We start from the raw sequence: 12,613 nt of genomic DNA on the forward strand, positions 1-12,613 counted from the left end.
GTACTGCGGCGGCGGGGGCGGCGCCGCCGGTTGAACCGCCGCCGCCGCCCCCGCCGCCGCAGTACGAAGCGCGCGAGTTCATCGTCTACTTCCCGTTCGACCAGTCGATCCTGACTGCGGACGCCCAGGCGGTGGTCTCTGAAGCGGCCCAGTACGCTCAGGCCGGTGGCGCGACCCAGATCGTGGTCGTCGGTCACGCCGACACCTCGGGCTCGGCCAAGTACAACGTCGGCCTGTCGCAGCGCCGGTCCAAGGCCGTCGCTGACGCCCTGGTCGGTCTCGGCGTCGACAGCTCCAAGCTGTCGGTCGACTGGAAGGGTGAAACCTCCCCCGCGGTCGCCACCGGCGACGGCGTGAAGGAGCCCCTGAACCGCCGCTCGACGATCTCGATCAACTTCTGATCCGATCGACGACTGAAGTAAGCGAAGGGCCCGGAGCAATCCGGGCCCTTTTGCTATTCCGGCCTCGCGCGACGCGAATGGTGGTGGGGGCCGGGGGACAATCTGCCCCATGAACAAAGTTTAACGCGCTCCAATGTCCCGCCCCTGGCATGGTTTGGCCACAAATTCACGCCAGAGGCCCTGGATTCATGAAAACCCTGCTTCTCAGCGCCGCCGCCGCGGCCGCCCTCACCCTCGCGGTCGCCTCCGCCAGCGCCAACGACGCCGGCCACGAGGACCACCTCTGTCTGGACGAGGCTTGCGTCACCCAATCGCTATTCGAGTTCGCGGAAGCCGCCCCCGGCGGCGCCGCCCCGATCAGCCTGGAGAGCCCGCGCTACGGGACCTGGGGCTTCGACATGACCGGCCGCGACCCGGCCGCCAAGCCGGGCGAGGATTTCTACCGCTTCGCCAACGGCGCGTGGGACGACCGCACTCAGATCCCCTCGGACCGCACCCGCTTCGGCAACTTCGACGCCCTGGCCATCCTCTCCGAGGCCCGCGTCCGCTCGATCCTCGAGGACGCCGCCGCCGGGAAGGTGCAGGACAAGGACGCGGCCAAGATCGGCGCCGCCTGGACCACCTTCATGGACGAGGCCGGCGCTGAAAAGCTCGATGCCAAGCCGATCGCTCCCAAGCTTGCCGCCATCCGCAAGGTGAAGAGCCATGACGACATGGCCGCGCTGCAGGGCAAGTCGCTGGGCGGCGGCGGCTACCAGTCGATCCTCGGCGTCGGCATCGCGGACGATGCCAAGAACCCCAGCCGTTACGCGGTCTACGCCGGGACCGGCGGCATGGGCCTGCCCGATCGCGACTACTATCTGGACGCCAAGTTCGCGGACAAGAAGGCCGCCTATGAGGCCTACATTGCCCAGATGCTGACCATGGTGGGATGGGACAACCCCGCCCAGGCCGCCAAGGACATCGTCGCCTACGAGACGCGTATCGCCGAGGCGACCTGGTCCCGCGCAGAGCGTCGCAACCGCGACAAGACCTACAATCCCAAGACCCTGGCCGAGCTGCAGCAGATCAGCCCCGGCTTTGCCTGGAACCGCTATTTCGCCGAGAGCGGCCTGCCGGCGCGTGAACAGGTGATCGTCACCACCGATACCGCCTTCCCCAAACTGGCGGCCGTCTACGCCGAGACCTCGCTCGACACCCTCAAGGCCTGGCAGGCTTTCCACATCGCCGACGGCGCCGCCCCGTTGCTGTCCAAGCGCTTCGTGGACGCTCATTTCGAATTCCGCGGCAAGACCCTGAATGGCCAGCCGGAGCAGCAGCCCCGCTGGAAGCGCGGCGTCGCCTACGTCAACGGCCTGATGGGCGAGAGCGTCGGCCGCGTCTATGTCGCCCGCTACTTCCCGCCGGAGTCCAAGGCCAAGATGGACGCCCTGGTCGGCGACATCCGCATGGCCATGAAGCTGCGCATCGAAAAACTTGAGTGGATGGGCCCGGAGACCAAGGTCAAGGCGCTCGACAAGCTGGCCAAGTTCGGCGTGAAGATCGGCTATCCGACCGTCTGGAAGGACTATTCCAAGCTCAAGGTCGTCTCCGGCGACCTGTACGGCAACGCCAACCGCGCCGCCGCCTGGGACTGGGACCGCCGCGTCGCCCGCATCGACAAGCCGGTGGACAAGGCCGAATGGTCGATGACGCCCCAGACGGTCAACGCCTACTACAACAGCGTCAAGAACGAGATCGTCTTCCCGGCCGCCATCCTGCAGGCCCCCTTCTTCCACCCCGACGCCGATCCGGCCATCAACTACGGCGGCATCGGCGGAGTGATCGGCCACGAGATCAGCCACGGCTTCGACGATCAGGGCAGCAAGTCCAACGGCGACGGGGTGCTGACCAATTGGTGGGCGCCCGAGGACGAGGCCAAGTTCAAGGCCCAGGGCGACCGGCTGGACGCCCAGTACAGCCTGTTCGAGCCGCTGCCCGGCCACAAGGTCAACGGCCGCCTGACCCTGGGCGAGAACATCGGCGACATGGGCGGCCTCAGCCTGGCCCTCGACGCCTACCGAATCTCGCTGCACGGCAAGCCCTCGCCGGTCCTGGACGGGACCACCGGCGACCAGCGGGTGTTCTACGGCTGGGCGCAGGTGTGGCGCTCGAAGATTCGCGACGAGGCGCTCAAGCAGCGCCTGGTCAGCGACAGCCACAGCCCCGGCTACTACCGCGTCAACGGCACCATCCGGAACATCGACGCCTGGTACGAGGCGTTCGGCGTAAAGGAAGGCGACAAGCTGTACGTCAAGCCGGAAGACCGGGTCCGGATCTGGTAGGACCCAGGCAAATCAACGGGAACAGGGCGGCCTGACGGGCCGCCCTTTTTCTATCCGGTCAGGCGATCTTGCCCTCGAACCCCTGGCGCAACAGCCCGGCAATCTCGCGGCAGGCGATGTCGGCCGGCGGGATGGCGCCGCCGAAGGCGGTAAAGCCGTGGCCCAGGCCGTCGTAGCAGCGATAGAGCACCGGAACGCCGGCGGCCTTCAGCCGCCGGGCGTAGGCCTCGCACTGGTCGACCAGGGGATCGAATCCGGCGGTGACCACGATGGCCGGGGCCAGGCCGCTGAGGTCCTCTGACCGGATCGGCGACAGGCGCGGGTCGGCCGGATCGTCCTGCGGGCTCATGTAGTGGTCCATGAACCAGCTCATAGTCTCGCGCGACAGCGGGTAGGCGTCGGCATAGGTGCTCATCGACTGGGTCTCGGAGGCCACGTCGACGGCAGGATAGACCAGCAGCTGCAGCGCCGGCTGCGGCTCGCCGGTGCGCTTCATCTCCTGACAGAGGATGGCGGCGAAATTGCCCCCCATCGAGTCGCCTGCGATGGCCAGGCGGCCGCTCTCGGCCCCGAAGCGGGCAGTGTTGTCCCGGGCCCAGCGCCAGGCGGCCAGCATGTCGTCCAGCCCGGCCGGGAACTTGTGTTCGGGCGCCAGCCGATAGTCCACCGAAAGCACCGCGCAACGCGCCAGCTTGCTGAGGATCGAGCAGAAGGCGTGGTGGGTCTCCAGGTCGCCGATCACCCCGCCGCCCATATGAGCATGGACCAGCAGCGGCGCGTCCGGATCCTGATCGGTTGGCCGGTAGGCGCGGGCCCTCACCTCGCCCTCGCCGCCGGGGACCATCAGGTTCTCGATCGTCACCCCGGGTTCGGCCCCGGCCGCCAGCAGGGCCATGCCCTGGGCGGCGCCGGCGCGGCCCTCCTGGGCGGTCAAGGTCGACATGGCTGGCATGGCCCTGGCCTGGGCGGCCAGGAACTGGAACCGGGGATCGAGCGTCCGCCCCCCCTGGTAGACCGCCGAGCCCCCCGACATCAGCCGCAAGACCGGAGTCGGCAGGGACAGCAGGGTCTTCAGCACCAGCTTGCGGACGTCGGCCATCTCAGGGCTCCCGCAGGCGCGGCAGGGCGGGCAGGCCGCCCAGGATCATCCGCGCCGCAAAGTCCGCCGCCGCCGCCGTGTCGATCGGCCGGCGCATCAGCATCCGCTCTCCCACCTCCCGCGCCATGGCGATGCAGGCGGCGGTCAGATAGTCGGCATCGACGCGCGGCGCCCCGCCCCGCTCGATGGCGGCGGTGAAGGCCTCGCGCACCTCCTCGAACACCCGCTCCATTTCGGGCGTCTCCATCGAGACATGCGGGTGACGCTCGCCGATCGGCCGGCGGGCCTGCCAGCTCTCATGCTCATCGGCGAGAAAGTCGAAATAGGCCTGGATGGCGGCGCGCAGATAGCCTTCGAAGTCCTCCGCCTGCTCCCAGCAGGCCCGTAGGATCGGGCGGAAGCGCCGGGCGCCGTCGTCGGCCAGGGCCTCGAAGACCTCCTCGCGTGACCGGAAGTAGTTGTAGAAGGCGCCCACCGACAGCTCGGTGCGCCGGATGATGTCGCGCACCGTCGCCGTCTCATAGCCAAGCTCTGCGAACACCTCCCGCGCCGCATCGAGGATCGCCTGGCGATTGGCCAGCTTGGTCTGTTCGCGCTTACCTGTGGAAAGGACAGTGGTCGGACTCATCGTCCCGCGAGGCTAGCAGGCCTTGGCGCGGTCGCGAAAAGGAATTGCGTCGCACTCCCGCTTTGCGCGAAAGGGAGGTAGGGTCACGAGTACCCGGCGCGTAGAGCCGGATTTTGGGGTGCGGGGAAGATGTCTATCGCCGATCAAGGCGAGCTCCGGGAGCACCGCAGCGCGCGCGCCGACCAGCGCCGCCGCCAGATTCTCGACGCCGCCCGCAAGCTTGTGAACGAAAAAGGCTTCGCCTGCCGGATGGACGAGGTGGCCGCCGCGGTCGGTGTCACCAAGCCGGCGGTCTATCGCTATTTCCCCGGCAAGGACGTGCTGATCCAGGCGATGCTGGAGGAGGATCTGGTGATCCCCACCCGCGCCCTGACCGCCAGGATCGCCGCCTACAAGGGGCCGATCCGGGGCCTGCTGGAAATCTTCGCCGAGGGCACCCTGAAGATCCAGGAGGGCGGCCTGGCTCGCGGCTACATGGCCCTGGCGATGGACGAATCGGCCCGACGGCCAGACGTCGCCAGCCTGATCCGCGACCAGGTGCTGGGCCCCAGCGTCGGCACGGTTTCCCATGCCTTCGCCAAGTCCATCGCCTCCGGCGAGCTCAAGCCGACCAGCGACCCGGTCATGATGGTGCGCCTGTTCTTCGCCCCCTTCATGCAGATCGCCCTGGTGCGCGGCGGCTTCGGGGTGCCCATGACCCCCGAGGAATACCGCCCCTACGCCCAGTTCCACATCGACGCCTTCCTGCGGGCGTTCGGGGCCGAGGGGGCGTAACCACTGTCGTCCCCCGCAAGCGGGGGAGGATGGGGCCAGCCTAGTCCTCGCGGTAGACCACCCCGCCCTTCATCACGAAGCTGACCCGTTCCAGCACCGTCACATCGGCCAGGGGATCGCCCTTTACCGCCACGATGTCGGCCGCCTTGCCGGCGGTGAGCGAGCCGACGAGGCCTGACAGGCCCAGGTGCTCCGCCGCCCAGACGGTGGCCGCTCGGATGGCGTCCAGCGGGCTCATCCCGGCCTTGACCAGCAGGGCGAACTCCTGGGCGTTCTGACCATGCGGCGACACACCGCTGTCGGTGCCGAAGGCGATCTTCACCCCGCCGGTGTGGGCGCGGCGGGCCATGTCCAGCATCTTCGGCCCGGCCTCCAGGGCCTTGGCCTTTACGGCGGGCACCATCCAGGTGTCGGGCTTGGCCGCTTCGCGGGCCACGAAATCGCCGGCCAGCAGGGTGGGCACCAGCCAGGCGCCGCTCGACTTGAACAGCTTGATCGATTCCGCATCCAGGTAGGTGCCGTGCTCGATGGAATCGCCGCCGGCCTTGAGGAAGGTGTTGATGCCGTCCCCGCCGTGGGCGTGGGCGGTCACCTTGCGGCCCATGGAGTGGGCGGCCTCGACGATGGCCTCGATCTCGTCCTCGCTGAACTGTTGGGCCAGGCCCGCGGCTGTCGGCGACAGCACCCCGCCGGTGGCGGTGATCTTGATGATGTCCGCCCCGGCCCGCACCTGCTCGCGGGTGGCCCGGCGGCAGTCGTCCGCCCCCGAACAGACCGAGGAGCCGCGGAACAGGTGGACATAGCCTTCCGGCACGCCGTTCGCATCGTCCCCATGGCCGCCATGCACCGACACCGAATCCCCGGCCGCGATCAGCCGGGCCCCGGCCACCTTGCCGGACGCGATGGCCCCGCGCAGGGCGAAGATCACCTCATTGGGGGCGCCGAGGTCGGCCACGGTGGTGAAGCCGGCGCGCAGGGTGATGCCCGCATAGTTGGCGCCGTCCAGCGCGAGGTCGGATTTGGTCTTGGTGTAGCGCTCAAGCGCCCCGGCTGGCCCGTTCTGGCTGGTGATGTGCACGTGGCTATCGATCAGGCCAGGCAGCACGAAGCTATCCTTGAGGTCGACCACCTTGGCCCCCGGCGCCGAGGTGTAGCCGTTCTCGACCCGCAGCACCTTGCCGTCCTGGATCACCAGGGTCTTCTGCGTCTCCACCTTGCCCGAGGCCGGATCGGCCAACAGGCGGCCGGCCTGGACGTAGGTCAGCGGACTGGCCGGCGCCTGGGCGGTGGCGCCGGTGGTGAGCGCGATCGCGCCGAACGCGGCGGCGACGAGGCCAGCCTTGAGGGTGGATTTCATTTGATACGGCCCCTGAATAGTTCGGCGCACACTGCACTGTCAGAGCCACCCCAAACAACCCTTCTCCCTGAGGGAGAAGGAGGGGCCCGCCCCAACGTTGTGATTACGCCCCCGCCTTCTGGGCGAACTCCCAGGCGCCCTTGGCCAGCACCGGCACCCGGGCTTCCATTGTCGCGGCATGGGCCGAGTTGGCCGTGCCGTCGCGCACTCGCCCGACGATGCCCTGGCAGATGCCGGCCAGGCGGAACAGGTTGTAGGAGAAGTACCAGTCGAGGTTGGGCAGGCCGTCGCGGCCGGTTGCCTTGCAGTACTGCGCCACCGCCTCGTCGATGGTCGGGATGCCATAGGCGGTCAGGTCGTCGATGCCCGACAGCCCGCCGCGCTCCTGGCTGGGCATGACCCAGCTCATCAGGAAGTAGCTGAAGTCGGCCAGCGGGTTGCCCAGGGTCGACAGCTCCCAGTCCAGCACCGCCGCCACCTTCTGTTCGGTGGGGTGCAGGATCATGTTGTCGAGCCGGTAGTCGCCATGGACGATCGAGGTCTGGTCGTCCTCGGGCGTATGGTCCGGGAACCAGGCGATCAGCTTGTTCATCTCGGGGATGACGCTGGTTTCAGACGCCTGGTACTGCTTGGTCCAGCGGCTGACCTGGCGGGCGAAATAGTTGCCGGGCTTGCCGTAGTCCTCCAGCCCGATGGCCTTGTAATCGACGTTGTGCAGGGCCGCGAGCGTGCCGATTTCGGCCTCATAGATCTTGCGGCGGTCGGCGGGGCTGTAGTCGGGCAGGGTCCCGTCCCACAGGATGCGGCCCTCCACCTGCTCCATGACGTAGAAGATGGTCCCCAGCACGCTCTCGTCGAGGCAGAGGGCATAGGCCTTGGCGACAGGGAAGTTGACCTTGTTGAGGGCCGAAATCACCGTGTACTCGCGGTCCACCGCATGGGCGCTGGGCAACAGTTTGCCCGGAGGCTTGCGGCGCAGGACGTAGCGTTGGCCGGGGGTGACCAGCTGATAGGTCGGGTTGGACTGGCCGCCCTTGAACTTGCGGATTTCCAGCGGACCCTTGAAGCCCTCGACGTTGGCCTGCAGCCACGGCAGCAGCTTCTCGGCGTCGATCCAGGTGCGTTCGTCGAGCGGCTCGGTGCCGCTGTTCAGGTCCTGGGCGCTCGGCGCGGCGTCAGCCATGGTCGTTTCCCGTTTCGTACGCTTGTTTGAAGTTGGCGCACTTTAGCGGGGGCGATGGGGGGCGCAAGGATGACCATGCGGCGGGTCATCTCAGCGGCTTAGGCGGGCGAGAAGCCCGGCCACCTTTGGCTCAGCCCAGCCCACATACATCGGCCAGAACGGCAAGATGAGAAACCAAGCCGCCACGACAGCCACCCACGGTCCGAAATCGGAGCCCAGGTCGAGGGAGACAGTCCGCGCAAGAAAGTCGTTTATCAGCGCGCCAGCGGCGCGGAAGAGCGGCTCGCCGATATAAAGGACGGCACTCCAGACCAAGACAACGGGAGCCAGCAGGCCTAGTTGGACCAGCAGGCCCGGCTCGCCTGGCTTCTCGGTCATTCGATCAGCCCAGCATCAACGCGGCGACGAAAAGGGCCACCGCCCCGACCAACCCGACCGCCGTAAACTGGGTCCAGAAGCGCAGCGGTTCCTCGGCCCGCTCGATGTCCGGTCGCTTGGTGAAGAACACCGCCAACCGGCCCGTGCTCAATGATCGCACCAGCACCGCCGCGCAGAGCAGCCCGATGGCCGCCAGGCTGATCCCGACCGGCAGGTCGATCACAGCGCGACCTCGGCCCGCACCGCCGAGGCGATGAAGCCGCCGCCGAGCACCCTGTCCGGAGCCTCGGGCGCGTAGAGGACGCAGGCCTGACCCGGCGCGACGCCTTCCTCGTGGGTGTCGAGGGCCACGGCGATCTGGCCCTTTACCAAGGACAACCTCCCGGGCACGGGCTCACGGGTCGAGCGGACCCGGGCCAGCACCGGGCGGCCGGCGGCGGCGGCCTCGTCCAGCGTCTCGCCACCCAGCCAGTTGGTTTCCTTCAAGGTCAGGGCCGTGGTCAGCAGCGCCTCGCGCGGGCCGACGATCACCTGGCGCTTGTCGGCGTCGATGCGGGTGACGAACAACGGATCGCCCACGGCGATGTTCAGGCCCCGGCGCTGTCCGATGGTGTAGCGGGTGACCCCCTCATGGGTCCCCAGCACCCGGCCGTCCATATGCACGATCTCGCCCGGCAGCGCGCCTTGCGGCCGGATGCGGTCGATCACCGTGTGGTACTTGCCCTCGGGAACAAAGCAGATGTCCTGGCTGTCGGGCTTGTCGGCCGCGGTCAGGCCCAGTTCGGCGGCGATGGCCCGCACCTGTGGCTTGCTCATCCCGCCCAGGGGGAAGCGCAGGAAGTCCAGCTGCTCGGCCGTGGTGGCGAACAGGAAGTAGCTCTGGTCCTTGGCCGGGTCGGCGGCGCGCAGCAGCTGGGCGCGGTTGCCGGACTCCACCCGCTGGACGTAGTGGCCAGTCGCCATCGCCTCGGCGCCCAGGTCGCGGGCGACGTCCAGCAGGTCGCGGAACTTGACCGTCTGATTGCAGCGCACGCAGGGGATCGGCGTCTCGCCGCGCAGATAGGCGTCGGCGAACTCCTCGATCACCTGGTCGCGGAACCGGCTTTCGTAGTCGAGGACATAGTGCGGGATGCCGATCGCCTCGGCCGCCGTCCGGGCATCCAGGATATCCTGACCCGCGCAGCAGGCGCCCTTCTTCTGGACCGCCGCCCCGTGGTCGTAGAGCTGCAGGGTGACCCCGACCACGTCATAGCCGGCCCGGTGCAGCAGGGCGGCGGTCACCGTCGAGTCCACCCCGCCCGACATGGCCGCCACGATCCGCGTCCCGGCCGGCAGGCGCACGGCCTCGCGCACCGCGTCGAGCGCGGCGTCGATGGCAGAGGGGGCCAGGGCGGTGGTCATCGCCCGCTATGTAGAGGTTCGGGGCCTGTTTTGCGAGGCGCCCGCTAGAAGCGCCAGGCGATCCCCGCCCGGAAGTTCCGCCCCGGCTGCGGCGCCAGGTCCTTCAGGAAGGAGGCGTGCTCGCGGATCTCCTCGTCCGTCAGGTTGCGGACCTCGGCATAGAGCTTCACGCCTTCCAGGGCCGGCGGGCTCCAGCTGCCGCCCAGATTCACCTGGGTATAGCTGTCGGTCGGCAGTTCGAAGGCAGCCAGCCGATCCTGTTCGGCCACATGGCGCACCTCCAGCTTGGCCGCCAGCTGCGGGCCTTCCCAGACGAGGCGCCCGGTCAGCGACCACGGCGGGATGCGGGGCGGCGGCCCCAGATCGCTGTCGGCCTTCACATAGTCGGCCCCGGCTTCCAGCTTCAGCTTGCGCTCGCCGTTCTGCCAGGCGGTCCAGGAGCCCTCGGCCTCGAATCCGTAGAACTCGGCGTCGGTCTGGACATATTGGAAGACGTCCAGGTCATCGATCACCGCCCCGGTCGGGGTCAGGTCGATAAAGCCCTCGTACCGCACGCCATAGACATGCAGGTCGGCGCTCAGCCGCTCGCCGCCATAGTGGGCGGTGAATTCCAGGGAGGTGGCGACCTCTTCCTCGAGCGCGGCGTCGCCGATCTCGTAGCCGCGGGTGGCCACGTGCGGGCCATCGGCGAACAGCTCGGCCTCGGTCGGGGCGCGGCTGGTGCGCGAGATGCTGGCCCCCAGGAACCAGTCGTCGGCCGGCCGCACGAAGACACCGGCGGAGGCCGAGACATTGGTGAAGTCCCGCTCCCCGACCACGCTGTCCAGCTTGCGGCTATCCACCCGCAGGCCGCCCTCGTAACCCCAGCCGCCGAGGTCCACCCGCTGCAGGGTGAAGACGCCCAGCTCTTCGATCCGTGTGCGCGGTACATAGGCCTCGTCGCCCTCGGCGTCGAAGTTGCGGCGCAGGGCCTGAACGCCGACCGCCCCGTTCCAGCCGTCGCGCTCGATCTGGACCAGCTCCAACCGGCCCTCCAGGCCCTTGGAGGTGAACACCGTGCCCACCTCGGCGCCCTCGAACTCGGTGTGGGTATAGTCGGCATAGCCGCCGCTGAACCGGATGGTCTGGAACGGGCCGAGGGCGACGTTGCGCTTGCCGCGCATGTCCAGACGCGTCTGCTCCAGGCCGATGGTGACGAACTCTTCCGGCTCGGGGATCGGCGGCGGGACGGGCGGCTCCTCATGGGCGTGGCCGGGCACGCCGTAGGTGGTGTCGACGGTCTTCAGGGCGAGGCCGAAATAGCCCTCGTCGCCGACGAAGGAGACGCCGAGGCCGAAGGTGTCGAGGCTGACCGCCGAGTTCTCCAGCCGGTCGGGGAAGGGCTTTTCGGCGGTCTCGCCCTCGGCGGCCAGCTGCTGGCGCGATTCCGGATAGGCGGGGATGCGGTAGTCGTCGCTCTCCCGGGTCAGGAAGTCGAAGGAGAAGACGATCGGGCCGGTGGTCAGCCGCAGCGCGCCGGAGGTGGAGTAGCCATCGTCCACCGAGCTGACCGAGGCGTTGAACCGGCCGCTCACCGGGCGGTCCGGTAGGGTGCGGGCGATGCGGTCGTCGAAGATGTTGACCACGCCGCCGATCGCCGAGCCGCCGTAGAGCAGGGCCGCCGGCCCGCGCAGCACCTCGATCCGCGAGGCCTCGCCCGGATCGGAGGCCACTTGGTGATCCGGCGACAGGGCGCTGGCGTCGATCAGCCCGACACCGTTGGTCAGCACCGAGACGCGCGGCCCCGCCAGGCCCCGCACCACCGGCCGGCTGGCCCCCGGACCAAAGCTGGTCGACCGCAGCCCGGGCATACCGCCCAGCAGATCGCCCAGGCCGCCGGCCGGGGCCACGTCCAGGGCGTCGCGGTCGATGATGGCCACGCTGGTCGTCGCCGAGTCTTCGGAGATGGCATAGGGGGCGGCGGTGACCACCACCTCGGCGACATCCCCGCGCGGCGCGGCGTCCTGCGCCAGGGCGGGAACGGCGGAAAGGGCGGCAAGGCTGGCGCCGGCCAGCAGAACAGACATGCGCATCGGCGCCTCCAGGGAAGAACTGCGCAACTGTTATGAAATAACATATCTGCTCGTCAAGCGCTTCCGGCTTGACGCTGTTCGCCGACCGCGCTCTGTCGGCCTCAGCAGACTTGGGAGGCAGCGGATGATCGGTTCGAAGGCAGGACGTATCGCCCTGGTGGGCGCGGCGATTGCGGTGTGCGGCGGGCTGGCCCTGGCGCAGCAGGCGCGGCCGACGGGTTATCTGACCGCCGAGCAGCTGCCCGACAGCGTGGCCATCCTCTCCGCGCCACCGGCCGATGGCTCCGAGGCAGCCAAGGCCGACCGCGCCGCCTTCGAGGCCAGCCGGTCCCTGGCCGGCTCGCCCCGCTGGGCCCAGGCCATCGAGGATGTCGAGCTGTTCGGCCCCAAGGCGCACAGGAGCTTCGCCTGCGCCGCCGGCAAGGCGATCACCCCGGAGGCCACGCCGGTGCTCTCCCGGATGCTGGGCAAGCTGGTGATCGACGCGGGCGGCAGCACCAACAAGGCCAAGGCCAAGTACAGCCGCACCCGCCCGCTGATCGGCCATGACGACGCCCCGATCTGCGTGCCGCGCGAGGAATGGATGAAGACCAACGGCTCCTACCCCTCCGGCCATGCCGCCGCCGGCTGGGCCTGGGGCCTGGTGCTGACCGAGCTGGTCCCCGAACGGGCCACCCAGATCACCCTGCGGGCCCGCGAGTTCGGCGACAGCCGCTGGATCTGCGGCGTCCACTTCCCCAGCGACGTCGAAGCCGGCCGCATCATGGCCGCCGCCACGGTGGCCCGCCTCCACGCGGAACCGGGCTTTGTGGCCGACCTGGCCACCGCGAAGGCGGAACTGGCCAAGGCCCCGCCGGCGGAGGGGTGTGGGGTGTAGTGGGGACTGGTTACCCGCAGGGCTACCTGTCCCCGGTCAGCGTCGGTGGCTGATCGTTTCTCTATCCAGACGGATCGCGCGAAGGCGTCTGGAACGCGCATGGGGTCTCAGCCGGCGCT

The 12,613-nt window shown here is 68.9% G+C and carries 12 protein-coding genes; 4 read left to right on the forward strand and 8 right to left on the reverse strand.

What is annotated here, in order from left to right:
• Positions 1-401, forward strand: a 401-nt coding sequence (locus GVN21_RS15560; RefSeq protein WP_166575626.1) for an OmpA family protein, incomplete at its 5' end; no start/stop codon positions are given.
• Positions 402-589: 188 nt separating this feature from the next.
• A complete protein-coding gene (locus GVN21_RS15555; protein ID WP_166575627.1) occupies positions 590-2,725 on the forward strand; it encodes a M13-type metalloendopeptidase in 2,136 nt (711 codons plus the stop codon).
• A 58-nt stretch (positions 2,726-2,783) separates the two neighbouring features.
• Here the strand turns inward: GVN21_RS15555 and GVN21_RS15550 are convergent, their stop codons facing one another.
• Both GVN21_RS15550 and GVN21_RS15545 read right to left on the reverse strand, forming a co-directional pair.
• Entirely contained in the window at positions 2,784-3,824 is a 1,041-nt protein-coding gene (locus GVN21_RS15550; RefSeq protein WP_166575628.1) for an alpha/beta hydrolase, read from the reverse strand.
• A gap of 1 nt (position 3,825) precedes the next feature.
• On the reverse strand, positions 3,826-4,452 hold the full coding sequence (locus GVN21_RS15545; RefSeq protein WP_166575629.1) for a TetR/AcrR family transcriptional regulator: 627 nt from the start codon (positions 4,450-4,452) through the stop codon (positions 3,826-3,828).
• Between the two features lie 129 nt (positions 4,453-4,581).
• Here GVN21_RS15545 and GVN21_RS15540 point away from each other — a divergent pair, with 129 nt between their 5' ends.
• Positions 4,582-5,226 (forward strand): TetR/AcrR family transcriptional regulator, encoded by a 645-nt coding sequence (locus GVN21_RS15540; protein ID WP_166575630.1) that lies wholly within the window; start codon positions 4,582-4,584, stop codon positions 5,224-5,226.
• A 40-nt stretch (positions 5,227-5,266) separates the two neighbouring features.
• Here the strand turns inward: GVN21_RS15540 and GVN21_RS15535 are convergent, their stop codons facing one another.
• The 6 genes from GVN21_RS15535 to GVN21_RS15510 all read right to left on the reverse strand — a co-directional run bounded on the left by GVN21_RS15535 (position 5,267) and on the right by GVN21_RS15510 (position 11,617).
• Positions 5,267-6,583 (reverse strand): amidohydrolase family protein, encoded by a 1,317-nt coding sequence (locus GVN21_RS15535; protein WP_166575631.1) that lies wholly within the window; start codon positions 6,581-6,583, stop codon positions 5,267-5,269.
• 103 nt (positions 6,584-6,686) lie between these two features.
• The gene (locus tag GVN21_RS15530; RefSeq protein ID WP_166575632.1) at positions 6,687-7,766 is read right to left on the reverse strand and encodes a phosphotransferase family protein; all 1,080 of its coding nucleotides are present in this window, start codon (positions 7,764-7,766) and stop codon (positions 6,687-6,689) included.
• Positions 7,767-7,856: 90 nt separating this feature from the next.
• Positions 7,857-8,144, reverse strand: coding sequence for a hypothetical protein (locus tag GVN21_RS15525; protein ID WP_166575633.1), 288 nt, complete (start codon positions 8,142-8,144; stop codon positions 7,857-7,859).
• A 4-nt stretch (positions 8,145-8,148) separates the two neighbouring features.
• Positions 8,149-8,367 (reverse strand): hypothetical protein, encoded by a 219-nt coding sequence (locus GVN21_RS15520; RefSeq protein ID WP_166575634.1) that lies wholly within the window; start codon positions 8,365-8,367, stop codon positions 8,149-8,151.
• Positions 8,364-9,545 (reverse strand): tRNA 2-thiouridine(34) synthase MnmA, encoded by a 1,182-nt coding sequence (gene mnmA, locus GVN21_RS15515; protein WP_166575635.1) that lies wholly within the window; start codon positions 9,543-9,545, stop codon positions 8,364-8,366. The genes GVN21_RS15520 and mnmA overlap by 4 nt, the downstream gene beginning before the upstream one ends.
• Before the next feature lie 44 nt (positions 9,546-9,589).
• A complete protein-coding gene (locus GVN21_RS15510; RefSeq protein ID WP_166575636.1) occupies positions 9,590-11,617 on the reverse strand; it encodes a TonB-dependent receptor in 2,028 nt (675 codons plus the stop codon).
• Positions 11,618-11,741: 124 nt separating this feature from the next.
• On the opposite strand from GVN21_RS15510, the gene GVN21_RS15505 reads away from it, so the two are divergent.
• Positions 11,742-12,494 carry a phosphatase PAP2 family protein gene (locus tag GVN21_RS15505; protein WP_166575637.1) on the forward strand — a complete coding sequence of 251 codons (753 nt, stop codon included), beginning with the start codon at positions 11,742-11,744 and terminating at the stop codon, positions 12,492-12,494.
• Positions 12,495-12,613 lie beyond the last annotated feature (119 nt).

The organism is Caulobacter sp. SLTY, from assembly GCF_009905535.1.
GTDB lineage: Bacteria > Pseudomonadota > Alphaproteobacteria > Caulobacterales > Caulobacteraceae > Caulobacter.

Coding starts and splice junctions, on each gene's coding strand:
- GVN21_RS15535 (WP_166575631.1), bottom strand. CDS start 6,583: ATGAAATCCACCCTCAAGGCTGGCCTCGTCGCCGCCGCGTTCGGCGCG.
- GVN21_RS15545 (WP_166575629.1), bottom strand. CDS start 4,452: ATGAGTCCGACCACTGTCCTTTCCACAGGTAAGCGCGAACAGACCAAG.
- GVN21_RS15530 (WP_166575632.1), bottom strand. CDS start 7,766: ATGGCTGACGCCGCGCCGAGCGCCCAGGACCTGAACAGCGGCACCGAG.
- GVN21_RS15510 (WP_166575636.1), bottom strand. CDS start 11,617: ATGCGCATGTCTGTTCTGCTGGCCGGCGCCAGCCTTGCCGCCCTTTCC.
- GVN21_RS15550 (WP_166575628.1), bottom strand. CDS start 3,824: ATGGCCGACGTCCGCAAGCTGGTGCTGAAGACCCTGCTGTCCCTGCCG.
- GVN21_RS15555 (WP_166575627.1), top strand. CDS start 590: ATGAAAACCCTGCTTCTCAGCGCCGCCGCCGCGGCCGCCCTCACCCTC.
- GVN21_RS15505 (WP_166575637.1), top strand. CDS start 11,742: ATGATCGGTTCGAAGGCAGGACGTATCGCCCTGGTGGGCGCGGCGATT.
- mnmA (WP_166575635.1), bottom strand. CDS start 9,545: ATGACCACCGCCCTGGCCCCCTCTGCCATCGACGCCGCGCTCGACGCG.
- GVN21_RS15525 (WP_166575633.1), bottom strand. CDS start 8,144: ATGACCGAGAAGCCAGGCGAGCCGGGCCTGCTGGTCCAACTAGGCCTG.
- GVN21_RS15540 (WP_166575630.1), top strand. CDS start 4,582: ATGTCTATCGCCGATCAAGGCGAGCTCCGGGAGCACCGCAGCGCGCGC.